This is a genomic window from Streptomyces sp. NPDC051243 (assembly GCF_044455405.1).
Classification (GTDB): Bacteria; Actinomycetota; Actinomycetes; order Streptomycetales; family Streptomycetaceae; genus Streptomyces.
Map to the genome: position 1 here is coordinate 1 of NZ_JBITES010000008.1, position 18,059 is coordinate 18,059.

General features: G+C 70.8%; 21 protein-coding genes. 10 read left to right on the plus strand and 11 right to left on the minus strand.

All coding sequences use genetic code 11. The features are described 5' to 3' along the window. Together ACIBAG_RS20760 and ACIBAG_RS20765 are read right to left on the minus strand one after the other, a co-directional pair. On the minus strand, window positions 1-93 hold a 93-nt coding region (locus ACIBAG_RS20760), incomplete at its 3' end, for a biotin carboxylase N-terminal domain-containing protein (RefSeq protein WP_280842533.1). Window positions 94-352: 259 nt separating this feature from the next. Next, complete coding sequence (locus tag ACIBAG_RS20765; RefSeq protein ID WP_399106976.1) at window positions 353-1,081, minus strand: response regulator transcription factor; 729 nt, start codon at window positions 1,079-1,081, stop codon at window positions 353-355. Window positions 1,082-1,519: 438 nt separating this feature from the next. Between ACIBAG_RS20765 and ACIBAG_RS20770 the strand changes: the two genes are divergently transcribed. Beyond that, window positions 1,520-2,206: a ScbR family autoregulator-binding transcription factor gene (locus ACIBAG_RS20770; protein WP_399106977.1), complete on the plus strand. Its 687-nt coding sequence runs from the start codon at window positions 1,520-1,522 to the stop codon at window positions 2,204-2,206. Window positions 2,207-2,220: 14 nt separating this feature from the next. On the opposite strand, the gene ACIBAG_RS20775 is transcribed toward ACIBAG_RS20770, so the two are convergent. From ACIBAG_RS20775 to ACIBAG_RS20785, 3 genes are all read right to left on the minus strand, one after another. Beyond that, window positions 2,221-3,030, minus strand: coding sequence for an SDR family oxidoreductase (locus tag ACIBAG_RS20775; RefSeq protein WP_399106978.1), 810 nt, complete (start codon window positions 3,028-3,030; stop codon window positions 2,221-2,223). Between the two features lie 129 nt (window positions 3,031-3,159). Continuing rightward, on the minus strand, window positions 3,160-4,101 hold the full coding sequence (locus tag ACIBAG_RS20780) for an NAD-dependent epimerase/dehydratase family protein (protein ID WP_399106979.1): 942 nt from the start codon (window positions 4,099-4,101) through the stop codon (window positions 3,160-3,162). A 37-nt stretch (window positions 4,102-4,138) separates the two neighbouring features. Then, on the minus strand, window positions 4,139-5,176 hold the full coding sequence (locus tag ACIBAG_RS20785; protein WP_399106980.1) for a ScbA/BarX family gamma-butyrolactone biosynthesis protein: 1,038 nt from the start codon (window positions 5,174-5,176) through the stop codon (window positions 4,139-4,141). 120 nt (window positions 5,177-5,296) lie between these two features. Here ACIBAG_RS20785 and ACIBAG_RS20790 point away from each other — a divergent pair, with 120 nt between their 5' ends. Further along, on the plus strand, window positions 5,297-5,968 hold the full coding sequence (locus ACIBAG_RS20790) for a ScbR family autoregulator-binding transcription factor (RefSeq protein ID WP_399106981.1): 672 nt from the start codon (window positions 5,297-5,299) through the stop codon (window positions 5,966-5,968). Between the two features lie 115 nt (window positions 5,969-6,083). After that, the gene (locus tag ACIBAG_RS20795) at window positions 6,084-7,043 is read left to right on the plus strand and encodes a D-2-hydroxyacid dehydrogenase family protein (protein WP_399106982.1); all 960 of its coding nucleotides are present in this window, start codon (window positions 6,084-6,086) and stop codon (window positions 7,041-7,043) included. Window positions 7,044-7,090: 47 nt separating this feature from the next. Here ACIBAG_RS20795 and ACIBAG_RS20800 read toward each other — a convergent pair whose 3' ends face one another. The 5 genes from ACIBAG_RS20800 to ACIBAG_RS20820 all read right to left on the minus strand — a co-directional run bounded on the left by ACIBAG_RS20800 (window position 7,091) and on the right by ACIBAG_RS20820 (window position 10,547). Next, entirely contained in the window at window positions 7,091-7,675 is a 585-nt protein-coding gene (locus ACIBAG_RS20800) for a DUF2087 domain-containing protein (RefSeq protein WP_399106983.1), read from the minus strand. A 127-nt stretch (window positions 7,676-7,802) separates the two neighbouring features. Next, entirely contained in the window at window positions 7,803-8,663 is an 861-nt protein-coding gene (locus ACIBAG_RS20805) for a tyrosinase family protein (RefSeq protein WP_399106984.1), read from the minus strand. Next, on the minus strand, window positions 8,647-9,144 hold the full coding sequence (locus tag ACIBAG_RS20810) for a tyrosinase family oxidase copper chaperone (RefSeq protein WP_399106985.1): 498 nt from the start codon (window positions 9,142-9,144) through the stop codon (window positions 8,647-8,649). The genes ACIBAG_RS20805 and ACIBAG_RS20810 overlap by 17 nt, the downstream gene beginning before the upstream one ends. A 90-nt stretch (window positions 9,145-9,234) precedes the next feature. After that, window positions 9,235-9,840 carry a vitamin K epoxide reductase family protein gene (locus ACIBAG_RS20815; RefSeq protein ID WP_399106986.1) on the minus strand — a complete coding sequence of 202 codons (606 nt, stop codon included), beginning with the start codon at window positions 9,838-9,840 and terminating at the stop codon, window positions 9,235-9,237. After that, the gene (locus tag ACIBAG_RS20820; protein ID WP_399106987.1) at window positions 9,834-10,547 is read right to left on the minus strand and encodes a beta-glucanase; all 714 of its coding nucleotides are present in this window, start codon (window positions 10,545-10,547) and stop codon (window positions 9,834-9,836) included. The genes ACIBAG_RS20815 and ACIBAG_RS20820 overlap by 7 nt, the downstream gene beginning before the upstream one ends. A 252-nt stretch (window positions 10,548-10,799) precedes the next feature. Here ACIBAG_RS20820 and ACIBAG_RS20825 point away from each other — a divergent pair, with 252 nt between their 5' ends. The 4 genes from ACIBAG_RS20825 to ACIBAG_RS20840 all read left to right on the plus strand — a co-directional run bounded on the left by ACIBAG_RS20825 (window position 10,800) and on the right by ACIBAG_RS20840 (window position 12,584). Then, window positions 10,800-11,207: a hypothetical protein gene (locus ACIBAG_RS20825; protein WP_399106988.1), complete on the plus strand. Its 408-nt coding sequence runs from the start codon at window positions 10,800-10,802 to the stop codon at window positions 11,205-11,207. Window positions 11,208-11,483: 276 nt separating this feature from the next. Continuing rightward, window positions 11,484-11,819, plus strand: coding sequence for a hypothetical protein (locus ACIBAG_RS20830; protein WP_399106989.1), 336 nt, complete (start codon window positions 11,484-11,486; stop codon window positions 11,817-11,819). Between the two features lie 63 nt (window positions 11,820-11,882). Further along, entirely contained in the window at window positions 11,883-12,203 is a 321-nt protein-coding gene (locus ACIBAG_RS20835; RefSeq protein ID WP_399106990.1) for a hypothetical protein, read from the plus strand. Between the two features lie 60 nt (window positions 12,204-12,263). Continuing rightward, entirely contained in the window at window positions 12,264-12,584 is a 321-nt protein-coding gene (locus tag ACIBAG_RS20840; RefSeq protein WP_399106991.1) for a hypothetical protein, read from the plus strand. A gap of 393 nt (window positions 12,585-12,977) precedes the next feature. On the opposite strand, the gene ACIBAG_RS20845 is transcribed toward ACIBAG_RS20840, so the two are convergent. Continuing rightward, the gene (locus tag ACIBAG_RS20845) at window positions 12,978-13,283 is read right to left on the minus strand and encodes a hypothetical protein (protein ID WP_399107355.1); all 306 of its coding nucleotides are present in this window, start codon (window positions 13,281-13,283) and stop codon (window positions 12,978-12,980) included. A 507-nt stretch (window positions 13,284-13,790) separates the two neighbouring features. On the opposite strand from ACIBAG_RS20845, the gene ACIBAG_RS20850 reads away from it, so the two are divergent. Genes ACIBAG_RS20850 through ACIBAG_RS20860 form a run of 3 tightly spaced genes read left to right on the plus strand, consistent with a single transcriptional unit; the run spans window position 13,791 to window position 17,782 of the window. Continuing rightward, complete coding sequence (locus tag ACIBAG_RS20850) at window positions 13,791-14,930, plus strand: glycosyltransferase (RefSeq protein ID WP_399106992.1); 1,140 nt, start codon at window positions 13,791-13,793, stop codon at window positions 14,928-14,930. Beyond that, the gene (locus tag ACIBAG_RS20855; RefSeq protein ID WP_399106993.1) at window positions 14,927-16,393 is read left to right on the plus strand and encodes an exopolysaccharide biosynthesis polyprenyl glycosylphosphotransferase; all 1,467 of its coding nucleotides are present in this window, start codon (window positions 14,927-14,929) and stop codon (window positions 16,391-16,393) included. The genes ACIBAG_RS20850 and ACIBAG_RS20855 overlap by 4 nt, the downstream gene beginning before the upstream one ends. Window positions 16,394-16,399: 6 nt before the next feature. Next, entirely contained in the window at window positions 16,400-17,782 is a 1,383-nt protein-coding gene (locus ACIBAG_RS20860; RefSeq protein ID WP_399106994.1) for an O-antigen ligase family protein, read from the plus strand. The last annotated feature ends 277 nt before the right edge of the window (window positions 17,783-18,059 follow it).

The following is an 18,059-nucleotide window of genomic DNA, read 5'->3' on the forward strand; positions in this document are numbered from 1 at the left end:
GTAGACGGCCACGCTCGCGATGCCGGCATCCCGGCAGGCCCGGGCCACGCGGACAGCGATTTCGCCACGGTTGGCGATGAGCACCTTGCGCACGACGAGTTCTCCTCATTCGTCACGGACCGTGCTTGAAAGCCTCGCCCGCGCCTCGTCGCCCTTCAAGGGCATTCCTTTCAGGAACAGGTCAGATTCCGCAGGCCCTGTACGCCTGTATCCGAGCAACTTCACGTAAAGGTCGAAGAACTTCAGAGGAATGCCAAGTCGCCAGGTGGCCTCATCAATGACGTAGGGGCACCCCCTGCCCGGGGGTGCCCCTTTTTCCCGTCGTCGCCCTGAAAGGCGCCACCTCGGACTTTCAGCCGCTCCCCCCGCCGAAGCGGAACCCCACGCCGCGCACTGTGATGATCCAGCCGCTGCCGCCGAGCTTGCTGCGGAGACTGCTGACGTGTGTGTCGACAGTCCGCCGGGACCAGGAGTCGCCCCAGATCTGGTGGATGAGGCGCTTGCGGGGAATGACCGTGTCGGGGTTGGAGGCCAGCATGTACAGCAGGTCGAACTCCTTGCGGGTCACGTCCACGGCACGTCCGTGCAGGATGACCTCGCGAGAGCCGGCGTCGATCCGCAGCGGTCCGTGGCTGACGACCCTCGTGGCGGGCGCCGGCGTCCGGACGCGGCGCATGACCGCCTCCATCCGCGCCATGAGTTCCCGGAACCCGTAGGGCTTTACGAGGTAGTCGTCGGCACCCGCCTGCAGACCGAGTACACGGTCGAGTTCCGACCCGCGCGCGGTGACGGCGATCAGCGGGACGTCACAGGTCGACCGGATGCCGCGGCAGACCTCCAGCCCGTCCAGATCGGGGAGTTCGAGATCGATCAGTACGAGATCGGCGTCCGCGTACGACTGGAGCGCGGCGCCGCCCGAGGTGACGCTGTCCACCTCGTGGCCATGCCGCTTGAGTGCGCGGACCAGGGCTTCGGCCTCGGCTGCGTCGTTCTCCACGACGAGAACACGCCAGGCTGCCACCTCCCCACGGCGAGGAGCCGGTATGTGAGGCTCCTTCAGATTGGTTGAATGCTGGCTCATTAGTCCCCCTAGCTCGTCCAGCTTTGTCTGAATCGTTCGATTTCTGAACAGACACAGGAAACCTACAAACCGATCCTCCGGTATGTCAATGACGATCAGATCGGTTGACCGCTGGCCCAAATGACGTTCAACGAGACGTCAAATCAAGGCCGTACAGGCGTAGTTGATCGAAACTGCAGGCAAATTGGCGCTCACCTGCTGCATCACCTCAAGGCACCCCAGCAGGGCCTGACCAGGCAAGAGGCTGACAAACAGTCAAGGTGGTTTGTTATGATCCAGCTCACTATGGGCTCGCTCCGGGCGCGAGCCGCATCGGTTTCCTACTGGCCCGGGGACTCCCGCACGGGACGCGGGGCGCCCTCCCTCACCTGGCCATGAGCACAAGAGGAGCCTGGAAGTGAACAGACGGGAAATCTCGGTCCGTGCGCGAGGCCTGCGATGACCAAGCAGGAACGGGCCGCCCGCACCCGTGACGCCTTGCTGCTGGCGGCCGCCCAGGAGTTCCAGCGGCACGGTTACGACAGGGCGAAACTGTCCGCCATCAGCTCCGAGGCCGGGGTCAGCTCGGGCGCGCTGCACTTCCACTTCGAGAACAAGGCGGCCCTGGCCGAGGCCCTGCGCGCCGAGGCCTCGCACACCCTGCGCCGAGCCGCGCGCCTCGCCCACCGCCGCCGGACCAGCGCGCTCCAGACGCTGGTCGACCTCTCGCATGCCCTGGCCGACGTGCTCCGGCGCAGCATCGTCGTACGCGCAGGCTTCCTGCTCAGCTGCGAGGGCGCGAACGGCACGGACCTGAATCTGCGTCAGGAGTGGCAGGTCTGTGTGCAGCAGCTCCTGGCCGAGGCGGCCGACGAGCGCGCGCTCGTCCAGGGCACGCGCCAACAGCAGCTGACCGGGGTGCTGGTGGCCTCGACCATCGGGTTCGAGGTGCTCAGCCGCTCCAACCCCGAGTGGCTGTCCTGCTTCACCGTCACCGGCTTCTGGGAAGTGCTGCTGCCCAAGCTGGCCGCTCCCGAGACACTGACGCACCTGGACCCCGCGGGCACGGACACGGCACACCAGGCGTCGAACGCGGCCGTGCGCACGGGTGTCGTTCCGGCTCCGGCCGGCCCGGCCGTCCCCTGATCCGCGGGTCGCCGTCACAGGTCGGTGCCGCCGCTGACGTCGAGATACTGCCCGGTGATCCAGCGGGAGTCGTCCGACGCCAGGAACGCCACCACGTCCGCCACATCGGAGGGTCGGCCGATCCGGTCGAACACGGACCGCGCGGCCAGGGCGGCCCGCGCCTCAGGGGTCTTCCGGCGCCGGGCGTTCATGTCCGTCTCGACGAACCCCGGCCCGACCGTGTTCACGGTGATGCCGCGACCGCCGAGCTCCTTCGCCAGACACAGGGTCATCGTGTCCAGCGCCCCCTTGGACATGGCGTACGCGACGGACTCGGGAAAGGCGCGCCGTGAGGCGAGCGAGGAGATGTTGATGACGCGCCCGCCGTCCCGCATCCGCGGCAGCGCCCGCTGCACGAGGAACAACGGCGCCTTGGCGTTCACGGCGATCATCCGGTCGAAGACCTCCGGGACGGCCTGAGCCACCGGTCCCGACCCGCTCACTCCGGCGTTGTTCACCAGGATGTCGAGCGAAGGCTCCTCCCGCTCATCCCACTCATCCTGCTCATTCCGCTCATCCCGCTCCGCCCGCAACCCCGCGTCGAAGGCCTCGAAGACGGCATCGGCGTCACCGGGCACCCCGAGTTCCGCCCCGACCGGGAAGGCGCGTCCGCCGTTCTTGCGTATCTCCGCGACGACTTCCGCGGCGGCGGCCTCGCTGTGGCCGTAGTGGACGCCGACCAGCGCCCCGTCCTGAGCCAGCCGCCCGGCGATGGCTCTGCCGATGCCTCGGCCGGCCCCGGTGACCAGTGCGATCTTGCCTGTCAGTGTGCGCTTGATATCCACGAAGACCCTGTATCGACGTAACGGAGGAAGGCGGAAGCAGGACGAGGAGGAAGCAGGAAGCGGGAAGCGGCAAGGGGAAAGCAGGAAGCGGGAAGCGGGAAGCGGGCGTACGGGAAGCAGTCATGTCCGTCAGCGGCCCACGAAATCCCGGTACCACGGCGCGTGTTCGGCCAGGCTGCGCGCGAACCCCGCTCCGGGATCCGCGCCGGCGCGGGCCCAGAAACCGCCGTCCGCGAACCAGTGGTCCACCGCGAGCATGCCGAGGTGGTGCAGTGCCCGAGGCTGCCCGGCGAGCCGGCTGCGGGCCTCGTCGAGGTCCAGGGGCGGGCCCGGCAGGCGCAGGCCGAGCCGGTCGGCCACCGTGTCCAGCAGCTGCGAACCGTCCACCGGCTCCGGGTGGTTGACGTGATGCACACCCGCCAGTTCCCGGTCCGACAGTCCGGCGGCGACCACCGCACGTCCCAACGTCCGTACGTCGATGACGGAGTGGCGCGACACGCACCCCTTCAGGCGCGCGGAGAGCGCTCGCATCAGGGCGGCCAGCCCCGGCACCACCCATCTGTCACCCACCCCGAGCACGAGGTGCGGACGCAGCACGACGCCGCCCGCGTCCAGCACATGACGCTCGGCGGCGGCACGGGAACGGCTGGTCGGCGAGGCCGGCGCGAGAGGCGGCTCGCCGGGCAGCGCGCCGGTGAAGGGCCCTCGCCCGTATACGGCGGCCGTACTCACCTGGACGATCCGGGCCACCCCGGCGCGCGTCGCCTCCTCGACGAGGGCCCGGGTGCCGTGGTCGTTGACGGCCTCGGCACGCCGTTCGTCGTCCCCGATGTGGGAGGCACAGTGCAGGACGACATCGACGCCGTCGCAGACACCGCGCAGCGATGCCGGGTCGGCCAGGTCCGCTCCCACGACGTCCGCCGCCAGGACACCGGCCTGCGGCGGCCGACTCCCGGGGTCGCGCAGCAGCAGCCGGACCGGGGGCGGGACGGAGCCCGGTTCCCGGACGGCGGCCACGACATGACCGCCGATGAAACCGCCGGCTCCGGTGATGAGGATCAGTGGTGACAAGGTGGTGAGCTCTCCTCTCGGGCCGGCGGTTCGCCCGTCATGGCCGACGGTCGGTGACGGACCCGCTCCGGGGACCGTCGGAGACCAGGTCGGGTACGGCCGGCCCCGGTGCCGTGACCGTCACAGTGCAGTCGAAGACCTCGTCGTCGTCCTGCAGGCCCCGCACCCTGACCGTGGCCGGGTCGGGCTCGCCCTTGGGCACGGTGTCGGCCTCTATCCAGCAGGGGCGGTCCAGTTCGGCGTACCGGCAGAAGACCATGTCCATTCCGGTCGCCATCATGATGCCCGGGAAGAGCGAGAAGGCCGTCGCGGCCTGGCGGGCCGCCTCCAGCAGCACGATGCCCGGCACATGGTCGTTCGGCCGTCGGAACAGCGTGGGGTGCGCGGTGTTCACCCTGAGCTGCCAGGCCCCGGGCCGCGGAGACGGCGCCAGTACGACGGCGGCGGCGTCGGTCCTGCCGACGGCCTCGGGCGGCAGTCCCGGCAGGAGCGGCACGGGACGGCCGGTCATCGACAACCGCTCACCGCGCACCCGGCGGTAGGCCCTTTCCGAGACGCAGTCGACCCGCCCGCCGGCGACCGCGACCACCCGGCCCGCGCGGCGCAGCACCATGTCGCAGCGCATGCCCGCCAGCCGACGCCCCCGGCGCCGCACATCGCTGCAGGTGATGTCGGCGACGACGTCCTCGGTGGAGCGGTCGAAGGCGAGTCCGGCCGGCGAGGTCGAGTAACTCAGACGCTGCATCACGAACCGTCCGCCGATGGGCACTTCGAACACGGCATGGGCCAGCAACATCGTGCTCTGCCGCAGTATCTCCGGTATCAGCAGCGGGTCCTGGAAGCGCCCGGACGCCTCGGCGAAGAGCCGGTGCCGCCGCGGCCAGCGGGCCCTGATCTGGAAGTGGGTGTCGTCCAGGCGGCGCCATCCGGTGGGAAAGGCGTCCCGGGGATCGGGCCGGTGCACCTGTTCCCCGCTGATCTCCGTGTGCCACAAGGCGGTTGCGGGGACCGGCGCGACAGCGCCTGTGATTTCCTCGTCCCATGCGGTCGTGCCGACGGATTTCGTCCGGTCCATGGCTCCCCCCGAGTCACTCACCAGAGCGAGGCGTCCTCACCCGCCGCATAAGATACGTGTGATCCGGTTTTCTTTTCAATACGCGACGTGATGTTGCGCGTGCATACGGTGGAGGGACCCATGGCCCAGCAGGACCGCGCTATCAGAACCCGCAGGTCGATCCTCGAGGCGGCCGCGAAGGTGTTCGGCGAGCGCGGTTACGCCTCGGCCACCGTCGAGGAGATCCTCAGCCGCGCCGGGGTCACCAGGGGTGCCCTGTACTTCCACTTCTCCTCCAAGGAAGAGGTCGCCCTCGGTGTACTGGAAGCCCAGATGCCCATCGACCGGTTCCCGGAGCAGGCCAGCAAGCTGCAGAAACTCGTCGACCACGGCATGGTCATGGCCTACCGGCTGCAGCACGATCCGCTGGTACAGGCCGGCGTCTCCCTCGCCCTCGACCAGGGCGCGGCCGAACTGGACCGCAGCGCCGCCTTCCGCGCCTGGACCGATCAGCTGGAGCGCATCCTGACCGAGGCGCGCGGCCAGGGCGAACTCCTGCCGCACATCGACGTCTCCGACACCGCGGAGTTCCTCACCGGTGCCTTCGCCGGCGTCCAGGCGATGTCACAGGCCCACTGCAACCGCGACGACCTCGACCGTCGCGTCTCCGTGATGCTCCGCCACGTCCTGCCCGGCATCTCCACTCCGGCCATGCTCGCCGCCCTCGACTTCTCCCCGGAGCGCGGCAGGCGGGTCTTTCTCGAGTACCAGGATTACACGCCCGAGACCGCCTCCTCGGTGGCAGGGAGTTAGCGTCACCCAGCCGTAACAAAACCGATCGGTCGGTTAATCTCGGGTTCATGCCGGGGCCGTCTCACCGCCCCGGTTCCGTACAGTCGGCTTCATCCAGCCATGGAAAGGACCCACCGTGCGGCTGCGCTGTGCTGTGCTCGACGACTTCCAGAACGCGGCGACCGAGCTCGCCGACTGGTCGCCGCTCGCGGACGACGTGGAGGTCGTCCCCTTCACCACCCACTTCCCCGACGAGGACACCCTCGCCGCGGCCCTCGCCGACTTCGACATCGTCGTCACCCTGCGGGAGCGCGTCCCCTTCCCCGCCTCCCTGTTCGCCCGTCTGCCCCGGCTGAAGCTGCTGATCGCGTCCGGCATGCGCAACACGGTCATCGACTACGCCGCCGCCGAGGCGCACGGCGTCACCGTCTGCGGTACGGCCAGCTCCTCGACCCCGCCCGTCGAGCTCACCTGGGCCCTGCTGCTCGGCCTCGCCCGCGGCCTCGTGCGGGAGAACAACGCCCTGCGCTCGGGCGGCCCTTGGCAGAGCACGGTCGGCGCCGATCTGCACGGCCGCCGCCTGGGGCTGCTGGGCCTGGGCAAGATCGGCAGCCGGGTGGCCCGGGTCGGCATCGCCTTCGGCATGCACGTCACCGCCTGGAGCCAGAACCTCACCAAGGAGTACGCCGACGAGGTGGGCGTCCAACTGGCCGCCTCCAAGGAGGAGTTGCTCACCGAGAGCGACTTCGTCTCCGTCCACCTCGCCCTGAGCGACCGCACCCGGGGCCTGCTCGGCGCGCCCGAACTCGCCCTGCTCAAGCCGACCGCCTACCTGATCAACACCTCCCGCGCGGCGATCGTCGACCAGGACGCCCTGCTCACCGCCCTGCACGAGGGCCGTATCGCCGGCGCCGGAGTGGACGTCTTCGACATCGAGCCCCTCCCCGCCGACCACCCGATGCGCACAGCGCCCCGCCTCCTCGCCACACCCCACCTGGGCTATGTCTCGCGGGCCAACTACGCGACGTACTACGGCCAGGCGGTCGAGGACATCAGGGCGTATCTGGCGGGGGCACCGGTACGACGGCTGCCCTGAGGGTGCCGTACGGCGCCGACGGAGCCCCTCCGGCAGCGACAGCGCGCTCAGGCGCTGTCGGCGGCCTGGGTCTCCGCGGCCGGCCGGCGGTAGATCCCCTCGCTCCGGCGCAGATGGTGCAGGTCCACCAGATAGCGCCGGAGCGTCACATGGTCGATGTCGTCGCTGTCCTCGCACCAGGCGCGCAGCTTGGCGTCGACGGTCCGCTCCGGGTACTCCACGCCCGGCTCGAAGCTCTGCTCGGCGATGTACCGGAGCACCAGTTTCTTGCGGGTCCACTGCGCGGGCAGCCGGACCAGCCGCCGCCCGTCCCGGACGAAGGTCCGCAGGATCACGTCGGTCCGCTCGTCCCCGGAGTCAGGGCCGCCGCAGGGGCTCTCCCGCCGCGCGGCCTCTCGCGCGTACTCCTTGAACAGCCCGTACGCCACGCCCAGTTCCCCGCCGTCCCCGGCCGTCACCACGCCCTGCTCCCGCAGCCGCCGCAGTGCCACGGCCGTCTCCTTCGGGGACAGCTCCGCGGCCCGGGCGACCTCCTCGGTGCTCCCCGCGCCCAGCGCCACGGCGGCGAAGGCCCGCACCCGGCTCTCCTCGGCGAACAGCCGGACCAGTTGTTCCGTCGGATCGGTTGCCATGCGCGGAGGCTAATGGACGTACCGCCGCGGGGCTGAGCGATTTTTTTCTTCGCCGGACCCCTCCGATCTCGCCGGACCCACCGGCCGATCTCGCCAGGCGTACCGGTAGGTCCTCGCTGGATCCTCGCTAGGCGTACCGGTAGATACTCGACACGTCCTCCAGATCGTCCGGGGTCACGTCCCACGGCGGCAGTCTCTCGTGCCGGGCGACGATCCGGCCGTCCTGGCCTCTGCCCCGGCCTGGCGGCCGCTCCGGCAGGTAGCGGTTGTTGCGGTGGCGCCGCTGCCAGCGCTGCCACTGCATGTCGACGAAGGCGTGGACCAGCCAGAAGACGGGATCGTTGACGGACCCGCCGCCGAGCATCGCACCCCCGACCCAGCGGTGCACCCGGTTGTGGTTGAGCCACGGGTTGCTGTCGGGTCCCCACCCCTCCATCTTGTTGCGGAAGCCCTTGGTGACCGTCGAGTCCCACGGGGCGACGTCGTAGACGGGGTCCCTCAGCGCCCGGTCCAGATCGGCCTTGGTGGGCAGGTTGATCGGATTGCGGGAGCGGCCCAGGTCCCGGGTGAGGAACCGGTCGTCGGTGACGCCCGCCCTGATGGTCCACCAGCCGTTGCGGTAGGCGAACGGCCCGGTCATCACCTGCCGGTCCCCGCGTCGCCCGTTCCCGCCGAGCAGGTCGTTGGTCCACGGCACCGAGGTGGCCGAACGGTCCCTGGTCCAGTCCCAGTACGGCACCGTCACCGAGTCGTCGACGCGGCGCAGGGCGTTCTCCAGCTCCAGCACGAACATCCGGTGCCAGGGCAGGAAGGAGGGCGTCATATGGGCGGCCCGCAGACCTCGCTCGCCGTCGCCGCGGAAGTGCCTGATGTGCAGCCGGACGAACTCGTCGTACTCACCGCGGCGTTTGACCTCGAGCAGCGCCTGGACGAACCGTCGCTTCTCGGTGGCCGTCAGCCTGTTCACGTTCTTACGCACGTACACCATGGTCGGCCTCCCCGTGCGGGTGCCCGCCGCCGAGCGGACCGGGGGCCATGTAGCGCAGCCGTCGGCCGGGTCCGAGTTCGTCGACGGCCGCGCGGGTCGCCTCCAGCGGGGTGCCGTACCAGCTGTAGTGGTCGAGCATGCTCAGCCAGGTGCCGTCGGCCCGGCGCATCAGGTGCAGCGGGTGGCCGTCCACGGTGACGCGCCAGTCGGCGCCGAGGGCGCTGAGCCCGTGGAAGGGAAGCGGGGCGCCCTGGATGTGGCGGCCCCGGTAGGTCTCGTCGAAGGGGATGTCGGTGTGCCGCTGCCGGTTCGCGGACTGCGAGGGCCGGGAGCCGGCGAGCACCGGGGTGAGCGCCACCGCGCCGGAGCCGAACAGCAGCCGCGCCACCTCCCGCCGTGTCCGCCGCCTCGGCTCGCTGTGCACCCGGGCGCCCTCTCCCTGCGCCGCACCCACGGACACCCCGTCTGTACTGACGGCCATCGCTCACTCCTCGCACGGTTCGGCTGTTCGTACGAGTAACCGTCCGGGACGCCCCACGGTCACCACCGAGGCGCCCATACGGTGCAGTGGTCAGCTCGTCCAGAAGTCCCACCAGCGGGTCAGGATCAGCATCCCGACGACCCCGATGTGCAGCACCACGAGCACCCAGGTGAACTCCGCGAAGAGGGTCCGCGCCGGGCCCGGCGCGGGCAGGAGGCCGCCGCGCACGAGGAAGGAGGTCAGGTACCAGAACAGCACGATCGTCGCGAGCCAGGCCAGACAGCACCACAGGCACAGGGCGTTGATCTCGTACAGCGACTCGTACTGCAGCCAGGAGACGAACCCGATCCCGAAGACGCATCCGGCCTCGAAGGTCAGCCAGTACCAGCGCGGGTAGGCGGCCCCCGCCAGCAGACTCACCCCGACGCCGATCACGACGGCGTAGGTCACCAGGCCCAGCATCGGGTTGGGGAACCCGAAGGCCTCGGCCTGCTCGCTCTCCATGACGCTGCCGCAGGACAGCACCGGGTTGAGGCTGCAGCCCGGGGTGAAGTCCGGGTCCTCGAGCAGCTTGAACTTGTCGAGGGTGATGACCCAGGAGGCGAGCAGCCCGGCAGCCCCGGTGAGCACCAGCAGCAGGGCGAACGCACGGCCGCCGCCCGTGGTGCGCCGGGCGGCCGGGGCGGGGGTCACCACCGCGCGGCCCCGCGGTAGACGCGGAGGTGGCCGACCGCGAAGGTGATCGGCGCCGGACCGCAGGGGGCCGGGTGCCAATGGCCGGCGCTCACCGACAGGTTCAGGATCGGATACGCCGACCAGTCGTCGCCGACGCCGGTGCCGTCGGAGAAGACGCGCTCGCCGTTGACGTACCACTCGACGGAACGCGCGCCGTAGGTGGTGCCGACGGTCACCCACCGGTCCGGGGCGATCGCGTCGGCGTCGGAGTGGCAGGTGGAGGCGGGGTTGACGTTGTTGGACAGCTCCAGCAGGTTCGGGTTGTCCGGGTGGTACTCGAAGGAGTCGACCTCGTTAGCACCGTCCTTCCAGGTCCACAGTGCCGGCCAGGCCCCGGTCCCCGAGGGCAGTCTGACGCGGGTCTCGACGTGGTCCCCGGTGCGCACCCGGAAGCCCTCGGCGGAGTACTCGGTGGTGAGCAGCCCGGTGCGCCAGGCCCGCCTGCCGTTGTCCAGGGTGCGGCCGGCCGGGGTGGCGGTGAAGGTGGCGACGCCGTCCGAGACGGTCACACAGCCGGGGTCGAGCCAGTCGAGTTTGTCGTCGTCCGGATTGTGGTCGCGGTAACGGTAGGCGCTGGTCCGGTCGCCCACCCATTTGGCGCCCCACTCGATCGGGGCGTCGAACTCCTCCGACCAGGTCGGTGTGAAGGTGGCGGTGTCGATGGTCATGGCGGCGAGGGTAGGTAAGTCGCCCGCCGCTTTTCCTGATTCACCTCGCGCAGACGATCGAGTCGAGCCGGGCGCACCATACGATCAGCCCATTCGCCGACCAGCTGCCCATCCCTCCGAATGCCTCTGCGCATTCCATTCTTCACCCCCGCCGATTTCACGCGTATGGAGCAACGCGTCACTTTTGCAGCGGCCTTGTACTGCTATGTTCTCCAACCGTCGGATCAGAGGTACTTTCAAGCGAGGTGAATCATGAAGAAGGCAATTTTCACCACTGCGGCGTTGGCCATCGGTGCGGGTCTTGTGGGCGGCTCGGCCGCGACGGCGGCGGCCGCCACGGGGTCGTCTTCGGGCAACTCGGGTGTCACGGCCAGTCCGCTCGGGCTCATGTCCCCGTCCAAGGTGAGCCCGGCGATCCTGCCGGCGACCGACGCCGTGACGCGGCTGGCCCGCGACGGTGGGATCGCGAAGGGAAGCGCGTTCGACAAGAACAGCAAGAACGCGGCCGGAATGTCCGGCGTTTACCTGGACGGAATGGACCCGGATGCCGCCAAGCGGCCCACGATTCCGGTGAAGAACCCGGCCGGCAGCGGCTCCGTCCAGGTCCGGCCGCTGAAGGCGCCGACGGCCGCCGGTTTCGGCTCCTTCCTTCCCCAGTGACGACCCGGCAACCGTACGAGTCCCTGGCTCCGGAATTCTGAGACTCTGATCCGGTTCTCGGCAACCCGCGCACCATCATTCCGGCCCACCGGCCCGCATCCTGCCGGTGGGCCGGAGGCATGTCTCAGAGCAAAGCCGGGCACAGCAACGGGCGGTCACATTGCGCCATCCGAAGGAATCTGTCCACGTTTGATTGTTCCCACCGTGACTTATGCGTGCATATACGGGTTTCCTTTTCGTAAGCGTGCGCAACCGTGAATTCAGGAAGGAACCAAGTTGCCCAAGAAGTTCGCGGTCATCACGGCCCTCGCCCTCAGCACCGTAGTCGCCGGCGCCGGCCTTGCCTCTGCCGGTGAATACGACGGCAATGGCAAGACCACCACTGTCAAGGGTGGCAGCGGGTTCTCGTCGGCCCCGGTAGTCGTCAACGCGCCCCAGCAAGGCGTTCTCGTCGTCAACGGCACCCTGGTCGACGGCCGCTGCATCGCCCCGTGGTCCAACGGATCCGTCCTCGGCGGCGTCGTCGCGACGAACTCGCACTACGCCTCCTGCAACACGGGCACGGTCCACCAGGAGCAGCTCGGCAGCTACAAGGGCGGCCTCCTCTTCTGACCCCCTGATCCGAGCGATTCGCAGCAGGTAAATCTCCCAACGCAGCCCGGAAAGGGGCAGCTCATGCGTAACAAGGTTACGGCCGTTTCCGCGCTTGCCGCGGGTATCGTTCTGGCGGCCGGCGGTACCGCCGCCGCCGACGGCGACATCACCACCGTCCAGGGTGGCAAGGATTTCTCGTCGGCCCCGGTCGTCGTCAACGAGCCCCAGCAAGGCATTCTCATCGCCAACGGCACCCTGGTCGACGGCCGCTGCCTCGCCCCGTGGTCCAACGGATCCGTCCTCGGCGGCGTCGTCGCGACGAACTCGCACTACGCCTCCTGCAACACGGGCACGGTCCACCAGGAACAGACCGGCCACTACAAGGGCGGCCTCCTCTTCTGACCCCTGATCCGAGAATTCGGAGCAGGTCAACCCCAAACGCAGCCCGGAAAGGCTCAGCTCATGCGTAACAAGGTTACGGCCATTTCCGCCCTCGCCGCAGGCATCGTCCTGGCGGCCGGCGGTACCGCCGCCGCCGACAGTGACACCACCACCGTCAAGGGCGGCAGCGGCTTCTCGTCGGCCCCGGTCGTCGTCAACGAACCGCAGCAGGGGATCGCCGTGGTCAACGGATCCGTCCTCGACGCCCGCTGTGCCGCGCCGTGGTCCAACGGATCCGTCCTCGGCGGTGTCGTCGCGACGAACTCGCACTACGCCTCCTGCAACACGGGCACGGTCCACCAGGAGCAGCCCGGCTCGTACGTCGGCGGCCTCCTGTTCTGAGCAGTCCTTCGCCCGATGGCGGTCCGCCGGAAATCCGGTGGGCCGCCATCGGCGTGTCCGCCGCGGGCTCCGGTGCCAAAAGCGTGGGCCCTGGCCGCATGGGAGTGCGGCCAGGGCCCACGGAGAGAGCGCCGACAAGGAGGAATGAGCGCCGATTCACTTGGACCAACGACGCCGAAACGTCCGTGGTCACCCTGTCTCATTCATTTGGCCCAACGCGGCAAAGCACAAGGGCAATTGCGCTCCCCTCACTTCCCGCCGCCCTTCCCGCGTTTCTTCCCGGGAAACGCCGAAGGGCCGGCTCCGCGGAGTGCGGAGCCGGCCCTGAACATCGAGCCGATGGGCGACGAAGTCGAGGAACGAGTCGCCTGCCTGATCGCCTGGTTGGATCGCCTACCTGTTGATCGGGAGTCCACCGAGCAGCTGTCCGTCGGCGGGGTTCGGCAGCGTGCCGCCGAAGATGGGGGTCTTCACCACGCCGGACTTGTTCACGCCCTGCTTGACGTTGTCCGCCGTGCGCTTGACGTTGTTGCCCACATAGCCCGTCGGCACCTTGGCGGCCGAGGGGAGGCTGCGGGCGACCGTCTTCCCGTTGTCGACGAGGCCCGTCGCCGGCATGTCCACCGCGGCGGCGGGCCCGGCGACACCGGCGACGGCGAGGGAGCCGGCGACGACCGCGGCAGCCTTCAGGTTCTTCATCATGTTCCTTTCCTGGTGACTCGACTTCCGTAACTCGCGTTCGGCGAAAGGGACTTCAGCCCGCGGACGCCGTGAGTGAGTCGGTCTCGGTTCTCCTGGGCTAACGAGAGGGGACCGGTCTGGAAACTCCGCCGCGGACAACTTCCAGGAACTCATACGAAAAGACCCGTCGGGCCGGACACGACCGGCGCAACGCGGTGGTGAACGCACGGGCGGTCATCTCCACCGAGTTTCGGATCGTGTGATCACCGTTAAACCGGTGCGGACGACCGGCTGCAAACGGGTGACATCGCGCGGGAAACAACTCCGAAAGGTCCGCCGTTCCGACACGGTCGGCCATCTGACCGTTAAATATGGATAAGTGTCTGGTGCCGCTCATCCCCTGAATCCGGAAAGCCTGTTGCCCCTCGGGCCCTCTCGAACAGGCGTGGGATCTCGTATCGGGAACGCGAGCCACACGTCGTGTTGCTGGTTCGGACTCTTTTCTTCGGAAGGGCAGCCTCGGTCATGCGCATTTCCGCGCCGCACGTCCTGCATGTCGCGCAGCCCGTCGAGGGCGGTGTCGCCCGGGTCGTGACGGACCTGGTGGCCGCACAGGTGACGGCGGGGCTGCGGGTGACCGTGGCCTGTCCGGGGGGCGGCACGCTGACGGACTCCCTGCGCGCTTCGGGCCGCACCGTGCTGCGCTGGGACGCGGTCCGCCGACCGGGGGTCCGACTCCCGGGCGAGGTACGGCAGTTGGCCCGGCTGGTGCGCGATGTGCGGCCCGACCTGGTGCACGCGCACAGCGCGAAGGCAGGGCTCGCGGCCCGGCTCGCGGTGCACGGCCGGCTGCCGACCGTCTTCCAGCCGCACGCCTGGTCGTTCGAGGCCGCGGACGGCGTCGTCGCGCGGCTGGCGCTGGGCTGGGAGCGGTTCGGGGCGCGGTGGGCGACGCGCGTGCTGTGCGTGAGCGAGGCCGAGCGGCGTACCGGCGAGCGATATGGAATCGCCGCTTCTTGGCGGGTGGTCCCCAACGGGGTCGACACCGGCACGTTCCACCCGGAGGGGGACAGCGCGCGGTCGGCGGCGGGCCCGCTCGTCGTGTGCGTGGGCCGGCTGTGCCGGCAGAAGGGGCAGGACGTGCTGCTGCGGGCCTGGCCCGAGGTGGTGCGGCGGGTGGCCGGTGCCCGGCTGGTGCTGGTCGGCGACGGGCCGGCCGCACGGTCGCTGCGCCGCGGTGCGCCCGCGTCGGTGGAGTTCGCCGGCGCCGCCTCCGACGCCGCCCCCTGGTACCGGGCCGCCGACGTCGTGGTCCTGCCGTCCCGCTGGGAGGGCATGGCGCTCGCCCCGCTGGAGGCCATGGCGTGCGCCCGTCCGGTCGTCGTCACGGACGTGGACGGGGCGCGCGAGAGCCTTCCCCCCTCCCATCGGCCGTCCTGTCTGGTGCCGCCGGAGGACCCCGGCGCGCTGGCCCGGGCGCTCACGGCGCTGCTGCGGGACGAGCCGCTGCGCGCGGCGCTCGGCGCGCAGGGCCGTGCGCATGTGCTCGCCGCCCACGACCTGCGGCACACCACGGACGCGGTCACCGGCGTGTATCGCGAGTTGCTCGGCGTCGTTCCCGCGCCGGTCGTACCCAACGAGGGCAGAAAGAGCATCACCACATGACCGCGGAAAGCACCGTCGCCTCACCCACGGGACCGCAGCGGGTGCTGGAGGGCGCCCTCTCCGTTCTCGTCCCGGGCGGCCTGGCCGGCGGACCCGGGCCGTCGGCCGGGCGGGCCGCCCGCCGGTCGCCGCGGGCGTCCCGGGCAGTGCTGTGGCTCGTCGACGGCGCCGCCGTCCTGCCGGCCGCCCTGGTCGTGCCCGTGCCGCACAGGCATCCGCTGGTCTTCGCCCTGCTCGCTCTCGGCGTGCTCGGGCTGAACCGCCGGGCCTCGCGGTACGGCACGTCCGTGGTCCCCGGGGTCCTGGACGAGGTCCCGGCCGTCTGCGCCCGGATCGCCGTCGGCTGGGCGGCTGCCGTGGCGCTCTCCCCGCTGCGGTCGCTCCCGGTGACCGTGCTGCTGGCGGCCGTCGCCGTGCACTGCGGGGCGGCCTGCGCGGGCCGCGCCGCGGTGCACGGCCACCGGCACCGGGTGCTGCGGCGCCGGCCCTGTCCCGCGCTGGTGGTCGGTCCGCTCGCGGCGGCCCGGGAGGTCGCCGCCGCGCTGCTGCGCCACCCGGACTGCGGGGTCCGCCCGGTGGGCGTCGTCGCCGACAGCCTGGAGCTCCTCGGCGGCACCGGTACCGAGCCCGGTGTGCCGGTGCTCACCTCGGCGCAGGACACGGTCGCGGCGCTCCTCGAGAACGGTGTGGAGACGGTGCTCGTCGTCGGGGCCGCCACCAGGGTGGAGAAGGCCGCCGAGCTGCGGATGCTCGCCGCCTACGGATGCGTGCTGTGGGAGCTGGACCCGCAGACGCCGTCGTACGGCCTCACTGGTCGCCGAGAGGGGGCGGGGCAGTTGGCCGGCTTCTCGCTGAGGTGGCTGGGCCCGGAGAGCGGACGGCGGCGCGGCAGCGTCGGCAAGCGGCTGCTCGACGTGGTGCTCTCGGGCTCGCTGCTGGTGCCGGCCGCACCGCTGCTGCTGCTGTGTGCGCTCGTGCTGTGGGTCATGGACGGGCCCGGAGTGGTGTTCCGGCAGGAGCGGATCGGCAAGGACGGGCGGCCGTTCACCATCCTGAAGCTCCGCACCCACCGGCCCGCCAGCGCGCACGAGGCGGCGACCCGCTGGAGCGTGGCGAACGACCAGGACATGAGCCGGTTCTGCCACTTCCTGCGCCGCACCTCGCTGGACGAGCTGCCGCAGCTGTGGAACGTCTTCCGCGGCGACATGAGCCTGGTCGGGCCCCGGCCCGAACGGCCGTATTACGTCGCCAAGTTCAGCCAGGCCTATCCGGGCTACCGGGCGCGGCACCGGATGCGGTGCGGGATCACCGGGCTCGCGCAGATCCACGGGCTGCGCGGCGACACCTCGATCGAGGACCGGTGCCGCTACGACAACGCCTACATCGACAACTGGTCGCTGTGGCAGGACGTCTGCATCCTGCTGCGCACCGCGGTGCAGTTCGTACGGCCGACGGGGAGCTGAGCGGCGGTGAGCACTCCTACGACGGCCCCTCCCCCGCTCGCGCTGTCGCTGCCGGCGCTGCGCCGGGCCCGCTGCTCGCTGTCGGTCCTGTCCGCGCTGCCGGTGGTGGCGGTCGTCGTGCTGCTGGGGCTGCCCGTCGCGCCGGGCAGCGACGTCACACCGGCGGACGCGGCGTCGGGGCTGGTCGTGGTGTGGGCCGTCGTGGCCACCGTACGGCGGGCGCGGCGGCCGCTGACCCGGACGGCGGCGGTCGTGCTCGCTCTGCCCGTGGTGGGTGTCGCCGTGGCCGCGGCGGGGGCGGCGTCCGCCGGCGACGCGGTCACCGGACTGGCCCGCTATCTGCAGGTGTTCGTGCTCGTCCCGGTCGCGGTGCTGCTGCTGGTGCGCGACCGGCGGGGCGCCCGGCTGGTGCTGTGGTCGCTGGTCGGCCTCGCGGTGTGGCAGGGGGCGGTCGGGGTGCACCAGTACCTCACCGAGACCGGGGCGCTGTATCAGGGGGCCGACATCCGGGCGGTGGGCACGTTCGGGCCGTCCGACGTGATGGGGATGGCGAACGTCGTCTCCTACGGGGTGGTCGCCGCGACCGGTCTCGCCCTCGGGTCGCCGGCGCGACGGCTGGGGGTCCCCCCGCCCGAAAAGTGGGGGAAGGTCGTGGCGGCCGGCTGTGCGCTGGCACTGCTCGTACCGCTCGCGCTGTCCTTCAGCCGGGGTGCCTGGATCGCCACGGTGGTGGCCTGCGGGGCGCAGCTGCTGCTGGGCGGGGTGCGGCGGGCGGCGAAGGTGTTCGCGGCGGCGGTCGCGGCCTGCGTCGTGCTGGTCGGCGGGCTGGGGGTGGGTGCGGCGGTGCTGCAGGAGCGGCTGACCAGCATCACCGAGGTGGCCGACGCGCCGGACCAGTCGGTCGTCGACCGCTACACCCTGTGGGCGGCGGCGGCCGGGATGTGGCGCGACCACCCGGTGACGGGCGTGGGGCTGAAGGCGTTTCCGGCGCACCGGGACGGCCATGCCTCGCTCGCGCTGTCGTCGGGCAGCGACACGGCGGGAGCGGGCCAGGCCTTCCGGCGTCAGCCGCTGCTCTCCCCGCACAACATGTACCTGCTGCTCCTCAGCGAGCAGGGCCTGCTGGGGGTGCTCGCGGTGGCGGGCAGCTGGCTGGCCCTGCTGGTGTGCGCGGTGCGGCGGCTGTCGCGGCCGGGGCGGGGCGACGGCGCCCGGGACTGCGCGGTCCCGATCTGCGGGCTGCTGCTGTGGCAGCTCGTGAACTTCCTGTACGCCGACATCGGAGGCCCCTCCACCGTCCTCACGGCCGTCTGCTTCGGCCTCGCCGCCTGGTGGGCACTGGCCCACGACGAGACGACGGCCCCGGCCGCGGAATCGGGCCGGCGATGAGGCCCCGGCCCACCACGACCGGTGACGCCCAGGAGCACCCGCCGGCCCTGCACGGCCCGCCCGCCCCCGAAGACACCCACCCCGAACACCCGGCCGACGTCCTCCGCCCGCTCCCGGCCGCCGTCCCCCAGCCACTCCCGGCCGACCATCGCCCCGGCCTCAGCATCGCGCAACCCGTCGAAGACGGCCCCGACATGACCGCCCCACAACCGGTCCAAGCCCACGCCGACATGACCGCCCCACAACCGGTCCAAGCCCACGCCGACATGACCGCCCC